This is a genomic window from Virgibacillus xinjiangensis, assembly GCF_042643145.1.
Classification (GTDB): Bacteria; Bacillota; Bacilli; order Bacillales; family Amphibacillaceae; genus Virgibacillus_O; species Virgibacillus_O xinjiangensis.
The window spans coordinates 94,312-116,707 of the sequence record NZ_JBHRSA010000058.1 but is presented as its reverse complement, the minus strand read 5'-3'; the positions used below and the strand labels follow the sequence as shown (position 1 = coordinate 116,707).

Sequence of the window (22,396 nt, the reverse complement as noted above, 5' to 3'; positions counted from 1 at the left end):
TAAAAGTTATTCAGCCTGGGAGCGGAAGGAATGTCACCTGCAGCTCCCAGTGGCAATTATTTCAACTCAGACTTTTCCCATTCTTTTTCCTGCAGTTTTCTCCACAAAATCTTCCCACTGCTGGTTGTTGGCAGTGAATCTAAGAACTCGACTTCCCGCGGATACTTGTAAGCTGCCATATGCTGCTTGCTCCATTCGATGATTTCCTCTTCTGTAACCTTTTCTTTCTCATTCTGTTTGAGGATGATGAAAGCTTTTACGGTTTCCCCCTTTTTCGCATCAGGTATCCCGACGACACATGCCTGCTGGACGGCAGGATGTTTATAGAGGAAAGATTCAACTTCTGTCGGCCATACTTTATACCCGGATGTATTGATCATCCGTTTTACCCGATCGACCATGAAGAAATAGCCTTCCTCATCATACCTGCCAATATCGCCTGTACGGAAAAACCGTTTTCCATCCAGTTTTATAAAAGCGTTTTCATTTTCTTCCTGCCGATTGTAATAACCCGTCATGATCTGTGGTCCATTCACAATGATTTCGCCCACTTCTCCGACACCTAGTTCCTTCTGTGTCGCCGGATCGATAATTCTTGCGTCCACATCAAAGGAAGGAATGCCCAGACACTGCATCTTTGGTCGATCTGCTGGGTTGAAATGCGTTTGTGCAATGGTTTCTGACAGGCCGTATCCTTCTACAAATTTAAGCCCAGTCAATTGATAGAGCTGTTCTCCAACCGCTTCCGGCAGTGCCGCCCCGCCCCCGGATATTGATAGCAGGGAGGAGAGCTGTTCTGCTTTCAGCTGTGGATTAGCCAAGAAATCGATGATCATTGTGCTGATGGCTACCCAATTCGTGCAGCGCTGATTGTCGATCAATTCAACTGCTGTCTTTCTGTCCCACCTAGTCATAATGACCATCGTTCCGCCTGTGTAGATGGGCATATGCATACTATGGACCATACCTGTAACGTGAAAGAATGGCAGGGTGGCCAAGTGGATATTGTTTGCGGATGCTCCTGCCCAGTTTGCTGCTCCCACTGTGTTGGCCTGGACCGTACTGTTCGTATGCATGCACCCCTTAGGCAAGCCAGTAGTGCCGGATGTGTATGGCAGTACAGCTAAATCATCCGCTTTCATTCCCAATTCTTGTGGAGCATCTGCGGCCCTTACACAATCCTCCCAGTAGTAATGGCGGGGAGAATCAAAGTTGGTCCGCGGCTGTTTCACCTCTTCCGGCACTTCCAATGGAAAACTCTCGCCAGCATAATCAGAATAGGCAGCGATAATCAGATTTTCCAAGGAAGTACTCTTAAGCAGCGGAGCCACTTTCCCATAAAGTTCCTGACCAACCAATGCATTTACGATCTTGCAATCCTTCACATAAAATTCAAGCTCGTCTGCTGTCAACATAGGGTTAATCGGGACTACTGCTCCACCGGCTTTCAAAATGGCATAAAAGCCAATGACGAATTGGGGGGAGTTCTGCATATACAACAGCACTTTTTCCCCTTTGGACACCCCGAGTTCTGCCTGCAAATAGCCGGCAAGTGAATCTACCTCACGCTCTAGCTGCCGGTAACTGATTTCATTTCCATAATAATAGATGGCTTGGTGGTCCGGATACCTGCTGGCACTGACAGCCAGATTGTCATAGAGAGGTGTTTCTGGAATGGTCAGTGACTTAGATAGTTTCGGCCAATAGTCATAATGACGGGTTAACATGTATTCACTCTCCCTTGATTATGAGTCAAATATCTGCCATCTTACTGTCCGCTTCTTTTGAAATCCGGTTGCCGTTTCTCTTTGAATGCCTGCACCCCCTCCCGGTGCTCTGCAGAAGTGGCGACAGTAGCCTGGGTGATCCTCTCCTGTTCAAGGATTTCTTCAAGGTTGGATGTCAATGCTTTGTCTGCAATTTTCTTAATGAACCCATAAGCAGTAGAAGGCCCTTCCGCTATTCGCCGGACAAAATTGTCGGCTTTTTCCTTCAGCTCCCCTGCAGGATACACGTGATTGACAATGCCCAGATGATACGCCTCCTCGGCAGTAATCGGCTCCGCATTAAACATCAATTCCTTTGCCCGGTACGGACCAATCTGTCTGGTTAGGAAGTACAGTCCACCTCCGTCTGAAATCAATCCTACTTTTGAAAAGCTCATGATGAATCTGGTATCATCTTCCGCGAGAATCAAATCACATGCCATCGCCAGATTGAAACCGGCACCTGCCGCATAGCCATGAACGACCGCTATGATCGGCTTCTCCAATTCCTTCATGGACAGAATCAAGTTGTTTAGATTTCCAAGATGGGCATAGGTGTCCATTGGAGTATTACTGCCCATCCGTTTCACATCTCCACCCGCACTGAAGGCGCGGCCTGCACCTGCGATGGTAACCGCACGTACGGTATCATCCGTTTTTGCTTCACGGATGGCATCCGAGATCCCTGAGATCATCTCGGTGCTGAAAGCATTCAAGCTATCCGGCCTGTTCAACGTAATACTCAAAATGCCATCTTCTTTCTTAATCATTAAATGATTGGTTTCCGTGGACTGCATGCACTTCGCTCCCATCCTCTTTTATTTGTTCGGCAATCACCGCTAGATCACTGTTCACATAAGACGCTATTGGATAGATATCCTTCTGCAGCACGAAATCGACTTCCTCTTCAAACCCATGCTTTCCGATCATCTTCCCTACGCTTGATTGGTGGAACAGCTTCCGTCCGTTTTCTACAGCTCCTTTGTAGAATTCATGCGCTGCAAAAGAGGCATCGGTATACTTCCAGTTCTGTCTGGAGTTTTCCGTCAAAGCATCAATGAAATAACCTGCACCATAGAAGTCCTCGATATTGAATTCACCGGAAGAGCCGGCGCAAACCAACAGAATGGTTTCATCCTTATGGCTTTCTAGCAGATGCTGGACAACAGCCAGGGTATTCAGCATGGAAGCAGTATAGACCATTTTAGCTCCGACAGCTTTGCGGATAGCAACCGTACCATTGGTAGTAGATAGCACCACTGATTTTCCGGCAACTTTCTGTTTCAGCCCTTGTGGATATGGAGCTAAAAACCCCTCAATCGTTACTCCCTGATACTCACCAGCTAAAACAAAACCTCCTTTCTCTCTTTGTGCTGCTTCTTCCATTGCCGCTGCTCCGTCGATCACAGGTACCACTTCCCGTGCACCGTAATGTAGGGCAGCTGTAATGGTTGATGTGGCAAGAAGTATGTCAAACACTACCACGATTTTACTGTCATCCAGCCTTTGGGCATCCAATTCTTCCTTCTTCAAAAGGACATGTAATTTCCCCATTCTTTCCCACCTTTTTATCCATCATATCTTGCTGCCGGCTGTCTCCTGTGCATATTGAATGAGATTATGGACATACGAATCTAGTTGGGCGAACCGTTCATCCTGTGTCTGTCCTTTCCTCCAGCGGTAATAGATTTGCTGGCAGATGACCGCCAATTTGAAATAAGCGAAAGTCAAATAAAAATCCATATGGGAAACATCTCTTCCACTCTTTGCAGCATACGCCTCCATGAACTCTGCCCTTGTCATGAATCCAGGGCGGACAGTAACAGATTCTTCTCCCATTCCTTTGCTCAGCAGTGGAGAGTCCCCTTCCTGTGTCCAGTAGCTCATTGATACTGCCAAATCTGCCAATGGATCCCCCACCGTTGTCATTTCCCAGTCGAACAATCCAATCAAATCACTGAAGTCCTCATTAAACATAGCGTTATTCAGCTTAAAATCATAATGGATGACCGTTGGTGCCGGTGAAACAGGAATATGGTCAACCAACCACTTCTTCAGCCAATCCATTCCTTTGATATCGTCCGTGCGAGCCCTGTCATATCTTTTGATCCAGCCGTGTACTTGGCGTTCCATGAACCCCTCAGGTTTCGTCATTTCCTTCAACTTCATTTTGGAATAATCAATATCATGCAATGCAACAAGATTATCTATCATCTGCTGGGAGATATTGCGACATAGGTCTTCTGTGACATGTACATCCTCGGGAAAAGAAGTGTCGAGAACTCTCCCGTGCTTTCTCTCCATAATGAAAAAGGGACTGCCCAACAGATGTTCATCAGAAAACAGATATGGCTTTGGGGCAGGCGGAAAATGTGGATGAATTTCCTTGATGATCGTGAATTCCCGCTCCATATCATGTGCTTTAGGCGCCACTGGACCAAGTGGGGGCCGCCGCAAGACAGCCTCCCATGACCCCATTTGCAGTTGGTACGTCAAGTTGGATCTACCCGCTCGAAACTGGGATATTTCGAGCCGCTCATCTGGCAGTTCAGGGATATGCTTCCGCAGATAGGCTTCCAGTTTTTCCTGATTCAGTTCTTCTCCTTTACGAACCGGGATTGTCTCTAGTGACATTTCTCCCCTCCTATAGAACGAATATTCTGAACTATTTTATTGTACGGTTAGACAGTTTTCCAGCTTGCACCGTACTTTGTCCGGGATCATGATGGACCGCTGTTCTTCATAGTTATAGCAGACAGTGACGGCCTGAGACTTTGCTAGAGTTATTTCTGTCGCCGGATCCACCAACGTATGACAGACCGTAAAACTTTTCCCTCCTACTTTCTCCACATCTGTCAATACCTTCAGCTCCTGACCGGCATAGGCCTGGGAGACATAATCACAGGAAATGGACGCCAGAATGAAATTAAAGGAATGATCCCTTTCCGGACATATTTCCTGGAAAAATTTAGTCCTAGCCTCTTCAAAGTACAAAAAATAACTGACATTGTTTACATGGCCGGCAGCATCCGTTTCAGCGAAACGGACATAAACGTCAATTTCATGGGAAGCCATCAAATCCCTCCTTTCTTCCAGCTGTCCGTGGTTACTTTTGATAGGCCCCAGCCATTTCATTTCCAATTCCATTCAAGAAGGTATCCATATAGATACCAGCAAGCTCCTCTTCAGATAATTCCCCCTCTGGATTGAACCAGTAAAAACTCCAGTTGGTCATGCCCAAAATGCCGAAAGTGAGAATATCAGCCCGTAAACCTGGCTTGAATTCTCCTCTATCTATCCCTTCTTCTATCATTTTTTGAACTTCCAACCTGAATTTCTGCCGTTTCTGCCGGATTTCCTCCGTATGTGTTTCATCCAGATTGCGGCCCTCGCGGTTGAAAATCCTAGCACTCTGCCTTTGTGTCCGGATACTGCTGATTACCATGTAAATGATGCTGTATAACTTGTCCTTGGATCCTTTATCGGCATCACCTAGGATCTGTTCCTGTTTTTCAAGCAGTCCTTCAATATAATTAAGGTGTATATCCTTCAAGAGTTCCTGTTTGCTTTTATAGTAGTAATAGAAGCTTCCTTTGGTAACGCCGATAGCGTCGACAATATCCTGTATGGATGTCTCGCTGTATCCCTGTGAATCAAACAACTGGATACTAGCTCGCATGATCTTACCCTTCATATGCCATTTTCCTCTCTACAAAATGTACCTCTATCTTACAGCATATAGAAATTGCCGACTACAGCCTCTTCAGTCTCTTTCGATAATAGCGGAAATCCCCTGACCGCCTCCAATACAGGCAGTAATCAAGGCATATCTTCCGCCTGATCTCTGCAATTCATGGACTGCTTTGGTCATCAGGATGGCACCCGTTGCTCCAAGTGGATGGCCATGGGCGATCGCCCCTCCATTCACATTCACCCTTGCCGGGTCCATCTGAAGTTCCCTGTCACAAGCGATTACTTGGGCAGCAAATGCTTCATTGATTTCGATGAGATCCATATCTTCGAGCTTGAAACCAGTTCTCTCCATCACCTTTCTGGTTGCCGGTACTGGACCAATTCCCATAATATTCGGATCCACCCCTGCCACAGCGGAAGCCCTGACGGTTGCCAGTGGTGCAAGACCCAATTGGTTTGCTTTTTCCCTCGACATGATCACCAGTGCAGAGGCTGCATCATTGAGCCCGGAGCTGTTCCCAGCGGACACGCTTCCATCCTTGCGGAATGCAGGTGGGAGTTTGGCCAGCTTTTCCAGCGTTGTACCTGGCCGAGGATGTTCATCTAGTTTGAATTCAATAGGGCTGCCTTTCCGGACAGGCACTGTTATCGGGACAATCTGTTCATCGAAACGGCCTTCTTCCATCGCTCTGGCCATCCGCTCCTGACTTCGTTGAGCAAATTCATCCTGTTCTTCCCTGGAAACATTGTATTGGTCGGCCAGGTTTTCTGCGGTGGTACCCATTGGCGGGTCGCCGATTTCCTCCGGTGATAGCTGTGATTTGCGGAATTTAGGCGGCGCCGGGCTGTACGCTTTAGTAGGACGGTCCATCAGATATGGTGCCCGTGACATGCTCTCCGTCCCTCCGGCAATGAATACATCCCCTTCCCCTGCACGGATGGCCTGGGCTGCAAGTACGACCGCATTGATACCCGAGCCACACTGCCTATCCACAGTGAGACCTGGCAGAGAAGTGGATAATCCTGATTGAAGAGCCGTCAACCTGGCGATATTTCCCCCACCGCTCAATACATTGCCGAAGATTACATCATCAATTGCATCAGGTGTGATTTTGGCCCGTTTTACTGCCTCCTTGATGACTTCTGCTCCGAATACATGTGCAGGTACGGATGCTAATGCACCACCCTGCCTGGCAATCGGCGTTCGGACTGCCGATACAATTACAGCTTCTCTATTCATCTTATCGATCCATCCCTTCTTCATTCTTGTATCTTGCTACATCGCATTCGAACCGCCATCCACCACGATCGTCTCTCCCGTTATATGGTTGGAAGCAGCCGTCGCCAGGAATAGGGCCACACCTTTCAAGTCGTCCTCGCCGCCGAATTTACGGAGCGGCGTCCCTTCCAAGATTTTATCGCCGCCTTTCTCCAACAGCACTTTGGACATTTTTGTAGGGAAGAACCCAGGCGCAATGGCATTTACATGGATCCCGCGAGGCCCCCATTTGACAGCTAGGTCTTTCGTGAAGGTAATCACTGCACCCTTGCTGGAATTATAGCCGATAGCATCCATAAATCTCGGATCAGATCCTGTCAGGCCGGCGGTTGAAGCTATGTTGATGATTTTTCCAGATTTTTGTTCCGTCATCACCCTGCCAGCTGCCTGCGACATAAGAAATGTGCCAGTCACATTGACATTCAGCACTTTTTGGAAAGCTTCCAAAGGCATCTCATCTACTGGTGCTCCCCAGGAAGTACCGCTATTATTGACCAGGATATCGATTGTCCCAAATTCCTCTACTGTCCTGTCGATGACCCGTTGGACATCGTCCGGATCGGTAACATCACAAGCGACCGCTAGAGACTCTGCTCCTTTCTTCTTGAGCGCCTCACTGACTTCCTTGCAGTTCTCTTCTTTTCTTGAACAGACAACCACTCTAGCCCCCGCTTCAGCAAAACCTTCCGCAATTTGCTGGCCGAGGCCACGACCACCTCCAGTGACGATCGCTGTTTTACCGCTCAGATCGAAAAGATCCTTTACATGCATGCACATGTCCTCCCCGTATTATTGATATTTTTTCAACTCCTGCCTGGCAATCGTGCGGCGATGAACTTCATCTGGTCCATCAGCCAATCTTAACGTCCGGATGCTGGCCCAGCTGGAAGCAAGTGGATAATCATCACTAACCCCAGCAGCACCGAATGTCTGGATCGCCCGGTCAATAATATCCAGTGCCATATTAGGAGCAACCACCTTTATCATGGAAATTTCAGCTTTTGCTTCTTTATTTCCTACGGTATCCATCATATAGGCTGCCTTCAAAGTCAGCAGGCGTGCCTGTTCAATTTGGATGCGTGCATCTGCTATCCATTCACGGATGACTCCCTGTTCCGCCAGCTTCTTTCCAAAAGCTTCCCTTTCCTGCGCTCGTCTGCACAACAGTTCCAACGCTCGTTCCGCTGCACCGATCGTCCTCATACAGTGATGAATTCTACCTGGTCCCAGTCTTCCTTGGGCAATCTCAAAACCTCTTCCTTCCCCGAGAAGCATATTGGAGGCTGGAACGCGTACATCGTTGTATTCAATCTCCGCATGCCCATGTGGCGCGTGATCATAACCGAATACCGGCAGTGCCCTTTTGACTGTCACACCGGGGGTATCGAGTGGAACGAGAATCATTGATTGCTGCTTATGCCTCGGTGCTTCTGGATCGTTCTTCCCCATGACGATCGCTATCTTGCAGCGAGGATCTGCGGCACCGGATGACCACCATTTCGTTCCATTGATGATATATTCATCACCATCCCGAGTGATGCTTGCCTCAATATTCGTGGCATCAGAGGAGGCAACATTCGGCTCCGTCATGGAAAAACAAGAACGTATATCTCCACGAAGAAGCGGTTTCAGCCATTCTGCCTTCTGTTCTTCACTTCCATACCGTACAAGCACTTCCATATTTCCGGTGTCAGGAGCAGCACAGTTGAATACTTCAGGTGCCATAGCCGATCGCCCCAGGATTTCACATAAAGGCGCATATTCCAAGTTGGTGAGACCTGCTCCATATTCACTTTCAGGAAGAAATAGATTCCAAAGTCCTTCCTCTTTCGCTTTCTGTTTCAGCTCTTCCATGACCGGCGGAATGGTGGAAAATCGATCTTCATCGTTCAATTGTTCTGCATAGGTACGCTCGTTCGGGTAAATATGCTCATCCATAAATCGGTTCAGTCGATCCTGATAATCCTTCACTTTTTCGGAATACTCGAACTCCATGGCCGACACTCCCTATAAGTTTTAATCCGCTGCCATTTCTGCTGTGTCCTCAGACATGCTTAGAGAAACGGATCTTTCCTTTGATTACTTCTTTTTCTTTCTGGTTCACCGTCTTCACCCGAAAATCCACATACGAACCAGTATGCTCCTCCACTTCAGCCTTCAATGTGAGGACGTCTCCTAGAAAAACCATGCCAGAAAACCTTATATTATAATCCTGGATAAACCCTTCTTCATAGTAAGGGGTAAATAGCTTTGCCAGGTTGCCCATCGTCCACATCCCATGTGCAATGATACCTGGCAGTCCTGCCCTTTCTGCCTCTTCATCAATCGTATGGATAGGGTTGAAGTCACCGGAAGCACCCGAATATTTAATCAGATCCATCCGGCTGACAGGCTCAAGTGTCACCTCTTGGAGTGATTCACCTGTATGCAGTTCTGCTATATTCTTCATACATTCATCGCCTTCCTTACCGTTTCCGTAATAATAGTGACCATTTCCTCTGTGAAAACTATATTTCCTTGGACATCTTCGCCATATCTCTTAATAGCAAGGAATCCCATTCGCCCGTTACCGCCTGATTTTTCATAGTAATCTTCCACCACGGTATGACAGTAAAGCTCTTCTCCCACGAGTAAGGGCCGTTCGTAATGATATTTCTGCTCCCCATGGATCAGGCCTTTTTTCGGCAATCGAAGCCCTTCCACCGTTCCATAATCGAAGACCCTTGGAAAGGTCGGCGGCGCAATATTGCGACCATAGCTGGATTTCTCTCCAGTCTCCTCATCTATATAAATAGGGTGCGGGTCCCCGATGGACTCGGCAAAGCGCCGGACCAGCCCACGTTCTACCATATTTTTCACCTTGTCAGATTTTCTCCCGATCATATCTTTATACATGTTGACCTTACCTCCCTATTAATCCTTGGGGCCGCCTGCGACATAAATGACCTGCCCATTGACAAAGGATGATTTCTCGTCCGCAAAGAATGCGACCGCATTGGCGATATCCTCCGGCTTGCCGCTCCTGGCAGCTGGAATTTGACTGACAGCTCCTTTCACAAAATCTTCAAATGGAACGCCAACCCGTTCGGCAGTGGCCTTCGTCATTTCCGTTTCAATAAAGCCAGGTGCTACCGAGTTAGCGGTAATTCCGTATTTTCCCAGTTCAATTGCCAGTGTTTTAGTAAATCCCTGCAGTCCTGCTTTAGCTGTTGAGTAGTTGGCCTGCCCGCGGTTTCCAAGTGCTGAGGTAGAAGAAATACTGATGATTCGTCCATACTTCTGCTGTACCATATGTTTCTGAGCGGCACGTGAGGCGTTGAATGAACCTTTCAAATGGACATCCATAACCTGCTGCCAGTCGCTGTCCGTCATTTTGAATAACATATTATCCCGGATGATCCCCGCGTTATTGACTAATATATCCAGCTTCCCAAAGGTCTCTACTACTTCCTGCACAGCTTTTTCCACTTCTTCCGCTTCGACGACATTCGCTTTCTTTGCAAGTACAGTAAACCCTTGATCCTTGAAATCCTTCTCAGCTTCCGCCAGTGCTTCTTCGTTGATATCGAGTACAGCGATTTTGGCCCCTTCTTCAGCGAACCGCTTTGCTACGCCTTTTCCGATCCCACGGCTTCCGCCTGTTACTAATGCTACTCTTCCTTCAAATCTTCCGGACATGTCCATTCCTCCTAGAATGATAGAATTTAAATGAATTGACCAACTTTTACATGGCCTTTTAATAGATTCCTTGCAATGATCATCCGCTGAATTTCATCGGTGCCGTCATAGATTCTCCACAGTCTTGCTTCACGGTACCAGCGTTCAATCGGAAGTTCCCTTGTGTAACCCATGCCCCCGTGAATCTGCATGACACGGTCAACCACCCTGTTGCCCATATTGGACCCATACAGCTTGGCCATTGATGCAAGATGCCGGTTGTCCTCTCCTTGATCGAGGGTGAATGCAGCATTGAGAACCATCCATTTGGCCGCCTCAATCTCTACAGCAGAATCTGCAATCTGCCATTGGATGGCCTGTCTGTCTCCGATAGGCCGTCCGAATGTTTTCCGTTCTTTGGAATAGTCGATCGCCATCTGCAGCAGTCGCTCAGCTGCTCCGACAGCGCGGGCGCCTACAATCCACCTGGCAAAGCCGATCCATTCCAACCCTAGGTTATACCCTCCATGCAATTCGCCAAGGATGTTTTCTTCCGGTACAAGGACATTGTCAAAAACAAGTGCAGCAGGCCCCCATTCTCCCATCGTATCAATGTATTCCGATCTCCAGCCCATATCACGATCGACAATAAAGCAGGTGACACCTTCACGCCCTGTTTGTTCATGCTTTTCCTTGTCCGTAATAGCAATGACCATGACAAAATCCGCTTCATTCCCACCAGTGATAAACGTCTTCTCCCCGTTGATCACCCAGTCATTGCCGTCTTGAACGGCGGTTGTTTTAATGTTGCGGGTGTCCGAGCCGGCATCTGGTTCTGTCATGGCAAAACAGGACTTCTTTTCTCCATTGATGGTAGGAAGCAGATATTTTTCCTTCTGCTGCTCGTTGGCATAGTAAAGGATATTATCCGCTGAACCGCCAAAAGAAAAAGGAACGAATGTCTTGGCAACTTCCATGGAAACGATGGCCTGCATCATTTGTCCAAGATCAGCCCCGCCATACTCGCTCGGTGTATTGATCCCCCAGAATCCTGCTTCCTTCGCTTTCTGCTGGAGCTCTTCCTGCTTCTCGGCCGGCAGGCTAGGCCTTCCTTCCCTTTCATTCCGCAAGACGTCATTTTCCAATGGCATTAACTCTTTCTCGACAAATTTACGAATGGTTTCCTGTACCATTTTTTGTTCATCCGTCAACCTTAAATGCATATGATTCCCTCCTGTTTTACCGATTTTTATTGACTGCATACTAACTGGTTAGTTTCTTATATGCGGATTAACACTAGGAATATGTTTCCACCAATGATCTTTTTAAAATTTTCCCAACCGTGGTTTTCGGAAGTTCACTGACCATTTCCACGGATTGTGGAACTTTATATGCCGCCAGCCTCTGTCGGCAAAAGGCTATCAGTTCATCTTCGTCAAGTTCTTTTGCGTCTTTGGGAACTACTACTGCTTTGATCGTTTCTCCTCTGTACTTATCCGGGACACCGATCACTGCTGCCTCCAGAACATTTGGATGGGTATAAATCACGTCTTCCACCTCCACGGGGTAGACATTATATCCGCTGGCAATGATCATCTCCTTTTTTCGTCCGACAATATAGAAGAAGCCGTCACGGTCCATTTTCGCCAGATCACCGGTGTACAACCAGCCATCTCTCAGGACATTCTCCGTTTCGTCCGGCATATTCCAATAGCCCTTCATGATCTGTGGGCCTTTAATCACCAGTTCACCGACTTCACCGATTTCCAGTTCTTCATCGCCGGTAGCAGAATCCACTATCTTTGCATCTGTATTAGGGATGGGGATTCCGATACTCCCTGATTTCTGCAAACCTGCGATAGGGTTCCGGTGAGTGACAGGAGAAGCTTCGGATAAACCGAATCCTTCTGCAACATTCGTGCCGCTCGTCTTGTTGAATTTATTCAGTACTTCAACCGGGAGAGGAGCAGAGCCACTGGTGCAGGTCCTCAAACTGGTTAAATCGAATGGCTGATCCTTATAATGATTCAACAAGGCAATAAACATGGTAGGTACACCAGGGAAGATGGTCGGTTTAGTCTTTTCAATCACTTTCACTGTCTGTTCCACATCAAATTTCGGAACAAGGATCAGGTTTCCTCCCATGTAAAAGGTCAGGTTCATACAACTGGTCATCCCGTACACATGGAAAAGGGGGGAAATGGTGAGAACCCTTTCCTTACCAAGACGCGTCCGCACCTTGGATGTTGCATAACTCTGCAGCGTGTTTGCGACCAGGTTATAGTGGGTAAGCATGGCTCCTTTGGAACGCCCTGTCGTCCCACCTGTATACTGCAGGACCGCTATATCTTCTTGTGGGTTTATCATTACATTCGGTACTGGCAAGCCACGATCTTCCATATATTCATTGAATTTGCAATCGCTTTCAAAAGAGACCGGAATCAGTGCCTCCACTTCCGTCCGGTCGATCACTTCCTCAACGGCTGGAAGCAGCCGATCCAGGGCAATCAGGACTTCTGCCCCTGAATCATTCAGCACATGGAGAAGCTCTGACGACTTGTACATGGGATTGACTTGTACAATTGTTGCACCACAAAGCAATGCAGCATAATAACCGATTGGGTATTGTGGACAGTTTGGTAGCATCAGAGCCACCCTGTCCCCCCTATCGACTCCTATGTTTTTCAGGGAGGCAGCCACATTTTGAATCAGCTGGTTAAGCTGCTTGTACGTATAGGATTTGTCATGGAAGGTAACAGCTGTATGGTTCGGGTATTTCTCCACGGATTCATGGAATAATTTCGTCAAAGGTATTTCCGGAATTTCTATTTCCTGTGGATTTCCTTCGGCAACATGCTTAAGCCATGGTTTTTCCATTCACATTTCCTTCCTTTGATTGATATTTGTTCTGTTTGATTGAACATATTAACCGGTTGGTATGTTCTGAATATTTATAATATATTATAACAAAGCACAGAAATATTACAATGAATTTTATGTAATTTCTTAAAAAACAAAAAAAGAGAGTCGAGACACATTGCTCAACTCTCCACTTTTAATCCCTGATCAGCTTGTAGGTCCCAATTCCCTTTGCCAGTAAATTACCGGCTTCGTCCATCATCTCCCCTTCTGCTACGACCATACGGTATCCTTGTTTCACGATTTTTGCGGTAGCAAATACTTCTCCTTCTATAGAAGGGGATAAGTAATTGACGTTGAGACTGATGGTCGTGCATCTGGTTTTGGTCACTGAACGAATTGCCATCCCGAGGCTGAGGTCGAGCATGGTAGCATGCACCCCGCCGTGCAAGGATTCATTCGCGTTCAGCAACTCCCTCCTGATCGGAAGTTTGAGTCGTATATTCCCTTCCTCAAATTCCAGGATTTCAAAGCCGATATGCGAAAAGAAAGGACTGGATTCAAAGCTCTCTCGTACATCATTTAAACGTGTCGTCAATCCACCTTCACCTGCCTGCATCTGTTACCTATCTTCAGATTTGTTCGATCATGATGGCCATCCCCTGGCCGCCACCTGCACACAAGGTTGCGATCCCCGTCTGTTCCTTCCTTCTGATCAACTCATGGAGCAGAGTGGTGATAATTCTTGCACCACTCGAGCCGACCGGATGCCCCAAGGCGATAGCGCCTCCGTTAACATTCACCTTTTCCGGGTCAAGGGAGAGCTCCCGTATGACGGCCAGCGATTGTGCGGCAAATGCTTCATTCAGTTCAACGAGGTCAATATCTCCAACCTGTTTGCCGGTTCTTTCCAGCAGCCGATTCACCGCTGGAATCGGGCCAATTCCCATAATCTCCGGTGACACTCCGGAGGTTGCCCAATCGACAATCCGTGCCAGTGGTGTTAACCCCAATTCGTTTGCTTTTTCCTCTTTCATTATGATCAATGCGGAGGCACCGTCATTTCGACCGCACGCATTTCCGGCTGTCACTGTTCCCCCTTCTTTGAAAACAGGCTTCAATTTAGCCAGTTTTTCCAAAGTGGTCTGTGGACGAGGATGCTCATCATCCTCCACTAAAAAAGATTTTTTCTTTTGTTTGACCTCAACTGGAACAATTTCTTCTTTGAAGCGTCCGTCTGCTATAGCACTGCTTGCCCTTCGCTGGCTTTCGATAGCGAAAGCGTCCTGGTCCTCCCGCGAAATATCGTATTTCTCTGCAACGTTTTCCGCTGTCATGCCCATTCCAAGGTTCTCTCCATAAATTTCCTTCGGCTGTTGTCCTGCTTCTTTATTGGAATCCACCATTTCCGGCCGATCCCCACCAAATCTGGCATTTCTCAGATAAATGGGGGAGCGGCTCATACTCTCCGTTCCACCGGCAGCTATGATACCCGCATGCCCAAAAGCAATTTGCTGGATGCCGGAGGTGACTGCCTGCATGCCTGAAGCACACAGGCGGTTCACTGTAAAAGCTGGTGATGATTCCGGCACACCAGCTCTCAGTGCAGCCACCCTGGCAAGGTTGGATGATTCTGTAGTTTGCCGGACCTCTCCCATTATCACTTCATCGATTTGGTCGGCAGGCAAACCAGATCGGTTTACTGCTTCTTTGATAACGATGGAAGCCAGATGACCGGAACTGATATCCTTAAACGAACCTCCATATGTTCCGATCGGCGTCCGTACAGCACTTACAATTACATAGTTTTCCTGCATATTCATCCCCCTAACTATCAGACACCGACGTTCAGCTGTTTCAGTTCTTCCGTCAACTTCGGTACCACCTCAAACAAGTCACCAACAATGCCATAATCAGCTACATTGAAGATATTTGCCTCAGGGTCTTTGTTGATTGCAACAATGACCTTGGAGTTGGACATGCCGGCGAGGTGCTGAATGGCACCGGAAATACCGACAGCTATATACAGATCAGGCGTAACCACTTTCCCGGTTTGGCCAATTTGCAGAGCATAATCACAATATTCGGCATCGCAAGCCCCGCGGGATGCTCCAACTGCTCCCCCTAGTACCTCGGCAAGTTCATATAACGGCTGGAAGCCTTCTTCACTCTTCACTCCGCGTCCACCGGCTATAATGACGTTTGCTTCTGAGAGATCAACACCCTCCGAGGCTTTGCGGATGACATCCTTGATAATGGTACGTACATCTGATATATCCACATCTTTGGCCGTAACCTCACCAGTACGATCCTCATCCCGCTCCAATGGCTTGATGTTATTCGGCCGGATGGTAACAAAGGCCACCCCTTCCGTAATGGCTTTCTTTTCAAATGCTTTTCCTGAGTAGATCGGACGGGTGAAAAGTACCTCTCCGTCCTCATTGGAAATATCCACCGCATCGGAAACAAGACCACTGCCAATTTTTGCAGCTAGTTTCGGTGTCAAATCCTTCCCGATGGATGTATGACCCATGACTATTCCATCTGGCGATTCATCCTCAATTACAGCAAGAGCTGCCTGGCCATATCCCTCAGATGTGTAATCTTCCAGTTTCTCATCTTGGACCGTAATAGCGCGGTCTGCTCCATAACGGATGATTTCCTTTCCCTGTTCCTCTAAACTGCCGGCTCCCAAAATGACTCCGACCACTTCTGCATCCGCATTCATTTTTTTCGCCGCTGCAACTGCTTCAAAGGTGACATTCCTTAATTCTCCCTCTCTGCTCTCTCCGATAACCAATAATTTTGTCATGATCATTCTCCCTCCATCAATCTATTTTTTTACAGTACTTTCTTCTCTTCCTTCAATAGAGTGATCAACTCTTTTACCTGATCATCAACTTCTCCCTCCAGAACCTTTCCTGCTTCTTTTTCCGGCGGCAAGAAAATATCTATCGTTTTGGTCTTTGGTTCCAGTTCATCTTCATCCAAGTCAAGGTCATCAATCTCCAATTCTTCCAGCGGTTTCTTCTTCGCTTTCATGATTCCCGGCAAGGAAGGGTACCGCGGTTCATTCAGTCCCTGCTGACAAGTGACAAGCAACGGAAGGGCACTTTCGATCACCTCTACATCCCCTTCCACATCCTTTTCGATACTGGCTGTATCTCCATTGATCGTCAGGCTGGTGATCGTGGTGACATAAGGGATGTCCAATGCCTCTGCAAGCCTTGGCCCAACCTGGCCGCTAGCTTCATCAATGGCCACATTTCCTGCTAGAATCAAGTCTGCTTCTTTATCTTCAAAGAAGGCCTCCAAGATTTTCGCTGTTGTGAACTGGTCACCGTCTTCCAGGTCTTCCTCCGTATTGATCAACACTGCCTTGTCAGCTCCCATGGCAAGGGCGGTGCGCAACTGTTTCTCTGAATCTTCATCTCCGACAGTAACTACTGTCACTTCTCCCCCATGTGCATCCCGCTGGACGATTGCCTCTTCTACGGCATATTCATCATAAGGATTGATGATGAATTCTGCTCCGTCTTCTTCGATCTGCCCATTGGCTACATTGATTTTTTCTTCAGTATCGAACGTTTTCTTCAATAAAACATAGATATTCATATTCCCACTCCTCTTCTTTAAGTATATTGATAGAATCCTTTACCGGTCTTACGCCCAAGTTCTCCTTTTTCCACTTTCTCTGCAACGATCTGTGCGGGTCTATCTTCTTCCTTTCCACTTTCCTGATAACGCTGCAGTCTGACAAAATAATTCACATCTATCCCCGTCAAATCCATCAGGGCGAACGGACCGATTGGATGATTCAATGCTTTTTTACAAACCAAATCGATTTCTTCATGAGTGGCATAGCCATTTTCTAAAAGATAGACCGCCTCGTCCATCAGCTTCCCGAGAATGCGATTGGCAACAAATCCGGAGATTTCCTTCTTCAGCAACACTGGTATTTTCTCCAGAGATTCAATCAGCTTCACCGCCGTATTAGCTGTTTCATCCGAGGTATGTTCTCCTCTCACCACTTCCACCAGTTCCATCTTCAGTGGCGGATTGAAAAAGTGGACATTGCATACGTTATGTGGTCTGTGGAGTCCTTCCGCTATTTTGGAACTGACAATGGTTGAACTATTTGTCGCAAGAATCGTATCTTCTTGCGTCAGACGTTCCAGCTCGGCAAACAAACTTTTTTTCACGTCCAGCTTTTCCACGATAGCTTCAATGATAAAGTCGGCGTCCTTGACGGAATTCAGGTCGGTTTCCATGGACAGCCGTCCGAATGCCTGATCCACTTCCTCCTTTGTCTTCTTCTTTTTTTCCACCCAACGAGCCATTCGGGCTTCCAATGATTCCTTTGCTTTCCGGAGGCTCGCTTCTTCTATATCCTGCAGGATCACTTCATAGCCGTTCACCGCGCAAACCATTGCAATTTGTGCGCCCATTGTGCCGGCACCTATTACTCCAATGGTGTTTATATTCTCTACTCCCATTCAGATCTCCTCCTTTCAGTTTCTTTCTTCCTCCGCCCCGACCAGCTTGCGCTTTAATATTTTCCCTACCGTGTTTCTCGGCAATGCCTCCAACACTTCAAACAATTTCGGTACTTTATAGGGAGTGAGGCTGCGATAGCAGAAACCCTTCAACTCTTCCAAGTCAACGGATGCCCCTTGTTTGGCAACAACATATGCTTTCACAAGTTCTCCTTTTTCAGGGTCTGGCACTCCCGCCACAGCGCATTCCTCTATATCAGGATGTTCATACAGAACGTTCTCCACTTCCTGTGGGTAAACATTGAAACCACCATTGATGATCATTTCTTTTTTTCTGCCGACGATGAAGAAATATCCATCCTCATCTTGAATGGCAAGATCACCTGTATATAGCCAGCCCTCACGCAAGCTCTTTTGTGTCTCTTCTTCATTGTTCCAATACCCTTTCATGATCTGCGGTCCCTTGATTACCAGTTCTCCTACAGCATTCACTGGCAGCTCCTTATTGTCATCATCTACCACTTTACTGTCTGTGCCAGGAAGCGGGATTCCGATGCTTCCTACCTTCCTGACTCCTTTAGGCGGGTTTCGATGAGTGGATGGCGAAGCCTCTGATAAACCGAAACCTTCCCCGATGACTGCACCGGTTATGTTCTCGAATTTCCTAATCACTTCAACCGGCAAGGGAGCCGAGCCGCTGGAACAGAATTTCAAGCAATCCAAGCCATATTCCCGGACCTGCGGATGATTGATGAAGGCATTATACATGCGGGGCACCCCGGGAAAAAAGGTTGGCTGATGATCTTTGATTTTTTCCAAAACATCATCCACAACAAACTTCTTGATCAATAGATTCGTGGCTCCAATATAGATGCCTAGATTCATACCGCTCGTCATTGCGTATACATGATAGAGTGGGGTGGCGGTAAGCACCGTCTCCTTACCGAATTCCATATCAGCTCCGTACATGGCATAACTCTGGACGACATTTGCCACGAGGTTATAATGGGTCAGCATCGCCCCCTTCATGACACCGGACGTGCCTCCGGTGTACTGGATGACAGCAATATCATCTTTCGTATGCATTGGTACGTTCTTTTTCAGCGGTTCAGTCTGTTCAATCAAAGATGTAAGGGACAACTCTTCACTTGCCGGAGACCCGGCAATGAAACAATGTTTGAAGGCATATAGTCCTTTCAGCTGTCTTACGGTTGCTGCTATTTCCTCTTCTACAGCAATCGCAGCCATTTCTGCATCATTGGCAATCTGCAGCAACTCTCTTGACGTATAACGCGGGTTGATTTGAACTACCACCAGTCCCAATTTCATGGCTGCGTAATAGGTGATGATATATATCGGATCATTGGAGATCATCAAGCCGATCCGCTCGCCCTTCGTCAACCCAAGTCGATCCCAGGCTCCCGCTAGCCGGTCCACTTGCCCCTTCAAATCTTTGTAGGTCAACCTATCCTCTTCCTGAACGATAGCAAGACGGTCCGGGAAACGGGCAGCAGTTCTTTCCAATAAGGAGTAAACTGGCAGTTCCGGAATATGAATGTCTCTCCTCATCGCCTCAGGGTAGGCTTGGTACCATCTACGTTCCTCAAGCTTCTGCAAAGGCTCTCCCCCTCCTCCTGTTAAATTGGTGCTACTTTCCACTTATTCCAGTACACCTTCTTCTTCATAGTATTTTTTTGCTCCAGGGTGAAGAGTCTCTGGATCAATACCATTCAATGCTGTATCCAATGTGAAGTTCTCAGCACGTTCTGGCACCTGTTCTTCAAAAGCAGGGAGATTTTCCCAGAACATTTTCGTCAGCTGATAGACATAATCCTCTTCCAAATCGGATCGCACAGTGATCATGGTTTCCATCACATAGGTCGGCACTTCTTCATCGATCCCTTCGTATGTGCCCCCTGGCAGTGCACCGGCAGTGATACCGATCCCCTTTTCCTCAATGCTCTGCAACTTTTGCTCATCAATTGGAATAACTTTGATTGGACTGGTCAGCTCCATCTCCTGTAGAGCCGGTATGAATGGTGCCCCGCCTCCTAAAAAGACATCGACATTTCCATCCTTCATCATCGAGGCTCCATCAGAATAATTTCCATAAGAAATCTGCCCGCCTGCCTCTTCAATGGTCTGTTCATCAATCCCATACTCCTCCATCATCTTCCAAAATGCTACCGGTCCTCCTCCACCTTTAGGACCGAGGAAGATATGCTTGTCGACGATATCTTCAATCGTATTGATGTCATCGTTATCGGCAGAGGTGGCAATCGTTTGATAGACAGGATAAATTGCTGCAATGGCCGCAATCTCTTCAATCGGTTCGTCAAAGCCTTTTCCTCCTTCAAGGGCAGAGATGAAATCAGGCGTATAGTTTATACCCATCTGAATATCGTCCACTTGAAGGGATTTCAGGTTTGCCGTGGATCCCCCCTCAAGCTGCGTGGCGTTCAGTCCACTGAACCCTTCCGAATAGACTTCCGTCATGGTTGTTGTGATGGGATACCAACCCGACCCCATTGGACCAGAACCTATCTGGAGGAATTTGTCAGGTGCAGAGGGCTTATCACCTGATCCAGATGTCTGTTCTCCTCCACATGCTGCCAGTAGGACAGCAAGGGAGAGGACGACGAATGTTAAAAATTTTTTCATGTTTTCACCTTCCATTCAACCAATTATTTTTTTCATTTCTTCTATGCCGGCTTTTCTCATCTTCCACTGATAAATGACTAATCCTAGAGCCAATGCAAGTCCGATGAAATCCCCATAAACCCCCGGCATCACTAGGAATACGGCAGCAAGTAGACTGATGACTCTCTTAATCGGTACAAGGTCACCAAACAGATACCCCTCCAGGGCAGCTGCAAAAAAGATACAGCTGGTGAATGCGCTTCCAATTGCGACGATAATTTCAACCGTACTTCCTCCCTGCATAAGCAACACAGGATTATAGGCGAATATGAACGGTACGAAGAAACCTCCTAGACCAATTTTTATCGCATATAGGGCTGTCTTGAATGGGTCTGCACCTGCTATTCCGGCTGTGGTATATGCAGTAATTGCAACCGGAGGCGTCAATCCGGATAGGACACCAAAGTAGAAAACAAACATATGCGCTGCCACAGGATTTACATTAAGTTCAATCAAGGCCGGGGCCCCCAATACCGCCAGGATGACATAAGCGGAAACAGTAGGCATCCCCATCCCCATAATGATGGAAGCAATAGCTACCAGGATCAGCAGAAGCAGCAAATTCTGTCCCGCTACATCAATGACAAACCTGGAAAATGTAATGCCAAGCCCTGTCAGTGACACAGCTCCTACGATGATACCAGCTGTCGCACAGGCTGCAATTACGGTCAATGCACTTCTCGCACCACTTTCCAAGGCTGCAAGGACATCCAGAAAATTCATCCGTGTTGCTTTCCGTACCCAGCTTAGGACAAGTGTGGCTATAACAGCGTAGAAGCCTGCCTTCATGGGACTGAAGCCATAGACCATCAACCCGATGATGATCAGAATCGGCAGGAACAAATACCCCTGCTTCAGCAGCACCATTTTAAAGTCTGGCAGCTGATCTTTCGGAATACCAGCCATCTTCATGCGTTTTGCATGGAAATAAACCACCATTCCTGCGATGAAGAAGTAAATGACAGCTGGTATCAAGGCAAATAATGCCAGCTGTATGTACGGGATGCCGATGGTTTCCGCCATGATGAACACGGAAGCTCCCATGATCGGCGGCATGATTTGCCCGCCTTGGGAAGCAACCGCTTCCACTGCCGCGGAAAACTTTTTGTTATACCCAAGCTTCTTCATTAACGGTATGGTAAATGATCCTGTAATAGCGGCATTCGCTGCCCCATTCCCTGTAATGGTAGCTACCAGGGCACTGGAACCGACGGATGAAAGGGCGGGACCTCCTGTCTTGTTTCCAAGCAAGCCGAATGCTGCATCCGTGAAGAACTGTCCCCCTCCTGACCTCATCAAAAAGGAGCCGAAGATGACAAATAAGATCAATACCGTGGAACTTACATAAATCGGTTCACTGAAGATTCCCAGAGTACCGCTGAACATATGATCCACCATTTTCTCATAGCGGATACCGGGATGTGCCAAAGCACCTGGAAAGTATTGCCCGAACATGGTGTAGATTAGGAAGAAGATGCCAATGCCAGCCATCAAAATACCATTTGTTCTTCTGGTTGCTTCCAGTACCAGTGCGATAAACAGAGAACCGAACAGCATGTCTGAACTATTGATGTTCCCCTGCCTGCTTTGAATGGCTTCCGCCTGGCCAATCATGTATGTGGCTGTCACCACTGTGAGCAGAACGACCACAATATCGATGATTCCAAAACTTTTTCCTTTGCGGAAAGGAAACAACAAAAAGATCAATAACATCGCCCATAAAACATGAACACTACGCTGCTCCCAAGATGGCAGTGTACCGAAACCAGCTGTGTATATATGAAAAACAGATAATCCCACAGCCAGTAGGGAGATCAGCAGGACGATGAACCTGGACTTATTCCATTTAACCTTTCTGTTTTTCCAAACCTCTTCTGCATACGACGGTTTTTCCTCAATAGTAGTGTCGATTTTCCCAGTATTTACGGCCTCAGCTGACATGTCAT

22 protein-coding genes are annotated in these 22,396 nt (G+C 47.4%); all 22 read right to left on the bottom strand.

Annotated features, from left to right (window positions below; genetic code table 11):
* Positions 1-56: 56 nt before the first annotated feature.
* On the bottom strand, positions 57-1,727 hold the full coding sequence (locus tag ACFOGI_RS16635; protein ID WP_390275060.1) for a long-chain fatty acid--CoA ligase: 1,671 nt from the start codon (positions 1,725-1,727) through the stop codon (positions 57-59).
* A 41-nt stretch (positions 1,728-1,768) separates the two neighbouring features.
* Positions 1,769-2,563 carry an enoyl-CoA hydratase/isomerase family protein gene (locus ACFOGI_RS16630; RefSeq protein WP_390275058.1) on the bottom strand — a complete coding sequence of 265 codons (795 nt, stop codon included), beginning with the start codon at positions 2,561-2,563 and terminating at the stop codon, positions 1,769-1,771.
* Positions 2,529-3,320, bottom strand: coding sequence for a 2-phosphosulfolactate phosphatase (locus ACFOGI_RS16625; RefSeq protein WP_390275056.1), 792 nt, complete (start codon positions 3,318-3,320; stop codon positions 2,529-2,531). Before ACFOGI_RS16625 ends, ACFOGI_RS16630 begins: the two co-directional genes overlap by 35 nt.
* Before the next feature lie 21 nt (positions 3,321-3,341).
* Positions 3,342-4,400 (bottom strand): phosphotransferase family protein, encoded by a 1,059-nt coding sequence (locus ACFOGI_RS16620; protein WP_390275053.1) that lies wholly within the window; start codon positions 4,398-4,400, stop codon positions 3,342-3,344.
* A gap of 36 nt (positions 4,401-4,436) precedes the next feature.
* The gene (locus ACFOGI_RS16615; protein WP_390275051.1) at positions 4,437-4,841 is read right to left on the bottom strand and encodes an acyl-CoA thioesterase; all 405 of its coding nucleotides are present in this window, start codon (positions 4,839-4,841) and stop codon (positions 4,437-4,439) included.
* Between the two features lie 31 nt (positions 4,842-4,872).
* A complete protein-coding gene (locus ACFOGI_RS16610) occupies positions 4,873-5,460 on the bottom strand; it encodes a TetR/AcrR family transcriptional regulator (protein ID WP_390275049.1) in 588 nt (195 codons plus the stop codon).
* Between the two features lie 69 nt (positions 5,461-5,529).
* Positions 5,530-6,699, bottom strand: a complete 1,170-nt coding sequence (locus ACFOGI_RS16605; protein WP_390275111.1) for a thiolase family protein — start codon at positions 6,697-6,699, stop codon at positions 5,530-5,532.
* A gap of 36 nt (positions 6,700-6,735) precedes the next feature.
* Entirely contained in the window at positions 6,736-7,509 is a 774-nt protein-coding gene (locus ACFOGI_RS16600; RefSeq protein WP_390275046.1) for an SDR family oxidoreductase, read from the bottom strand.
* 18 nt (positions 7,510-7,527) lie between these two features.
* A complete protein-coding gene (locus tag ACFOGI_RS16595) occupies positions 7,528-8,733 on the bottom strand; it encodes an acyl-CoA dehydrogenase (protein WP_390275044.1) in 1,206 nt (401 codons plus the stop codon).
* A gap of 49 nt (positions 8,734-8,782) precedes the next feature.
* Positions 8,783-9,187 carry a MaoC/PaaZ C-terminal domain-containing protein gene (locus ACFOGI_RS16590; protein ID WP_390275042.1) on the bottom strand — a complete coding sequence of 135 codons (405 nt, stop codon included), beginning with the start codon at positions 9,185-9,187 and terminating at the stop codon, positions 8,783-8,785.
* Positions 9,184-9,633 (bottom strand): MaoC family dehydratase N-terminal domain-containing protein, encoded by a 450-nt coding sequence (locus tag ACFOGI_RS16585; protein WP_390275040.1) that lies wholly within the window; start codon positions 9,631-9,633, stop codon positions 9,184-9,186. The genes ACFOGI_RS16590 and ACFOGI_RS16585 overlap by 4 nt, the downstream gene beginning before the upstream one ends.
* An 18-nt stretch (positions 9,634-9,651) precedes the next feature.
* Positions 9,652-10,416, bottom strand: a complete 765-nt coding sequence (locus tag ACFOGI_RS16580) for a beta-ketoacyl-ACP reductase (RefSeq protein ID WP_390275038.1) — start codon at positions 10,414-10,416, stop codon at positions 9,652-9,654.
* Between the two features lie 26 nt (positions 10,417-10,442).
* Positions 10,443-11,618, bottom strand: coding sequence for an acyl-CoA dehydrogenase family protein (locus ACFOGI_RS16575; RefSeq protein WP_390275035.1), 1,176 nt, complete (start codon positions 11,616-11,618; stop codon positions 10,443-10,445).
* 73 nt (positions 11,619-11,691) lie between these two features.
* Positions 11,692-13,272 carry a long-chain-fatty-acid--CoA ligase gene (locus tag ACFOGI_RS16570; protein WP_390275033.1) on the bottom strand — a complete coding sequence of 527 codons (1,581 nt, stop codon included), beginning with the start codon at positions 13,270-13,272 and terminating at the stop codon, positions 11,692-11,694.
* Between the two features lie 178 nt (positions 13,273-13,450).
* Positions 13,451-13,852, bottom strand: a complete 402-nt coding sequence (locus ACFOGI_RS16565; protein ID WP_390275030.1) for a PaaI family thioesterase — start codon at positions 13,850-13,852, stop codon at positions 13,451-13,453.
* A 34-nt stretch (positions 13,853-13,886) separates the two neighbouring features.
* Positions 13,887-15,071, bottom strand: coding sequence for a thiolase family protein (locus ACFOGI_RS16560; RefSeq protein ID WP_390275028.1), 1,185 nt, complete (start codon positions 15,069-15,071; stop codon positions 13,887-13,889).
* A gap of 17 nt (positions 15,072-15,088) precedes the next feature.
* Positions 15,089-16,069 (bottom strand): electron transfer flavoprotein subunit alpha/FixB family protein, encoded by a 981-nt coding sequence (locus ACFOGI_RS16555; protein ID WP_390275108.1) that lies wholly within the window; start codon positions 16,067-16,069, stop codon positions 15,089-15,091.
* A 26-nt stretch (positions 16,070-16,095) separates the two neighbouring features.
* Entirely contained in the window at positions 16,096-16,869 is a 774-nt protein-coding gene (locus ACFOGI_RS16550; RefSeq protein WP_390275026.1) for an electron transfer flavoprotein subunit beta/FixA family protein, read from the bottom strand.
* Positions 16,870-16,886: 17 nt separating this feature from the next.
* Entirely contained in the window at positions 16,887-17,750 is an 864-nt protein-coding gene (locus ACFOGI_RS16545; RefSeq protein WP_390275023.1) for a 3-hydroxyacyl-CoA dehydrogenase family protein, read from the bottom strand.
* 15 nt (positions 17,751-17,765) lie between these two features.
* Entirely contained in the window at positions 17,766-19,367 is a 1,602-nt protein-coding gene (locus tag ACFOGI_RS16540; RefSeq protein ID WP_390275021.1) for a long-chain-fatty-acid--CoA ligase, read from the bottom strand.
* Positions 19,368-19,409: 42 nt separating this feature from the next.
* Positions 19,410-20,411: a TAXI family TRAP transporter solute-binding subunit gene (locus ACFOGI_RS16535; RefSeq protein WP_390275018.1), complete on the bottom strand. Its 1,002-nt coding sequence runs from the start codon at positions 20,409-20,411 to the stop codon at positions 19,410-19,412.
* Positions 20,412-20,426: 15 nt separating this feature from the next.
* Positions 20,427-22,391 carry a TRAP transporter permease gene (locus tag ACFOGI_RS16530; RefSeq protein ID WP_390275016.1) on the bottom strand — a complete coding sequence of 655 codons (1,965 nt, stop codon included), beginning with the start codon at positions 22,389-22,391 and terminating at the stop codon, positions 20,427-20,429.
* Positions 22,392-22,396: the final 5 nt, after the last annotated feature.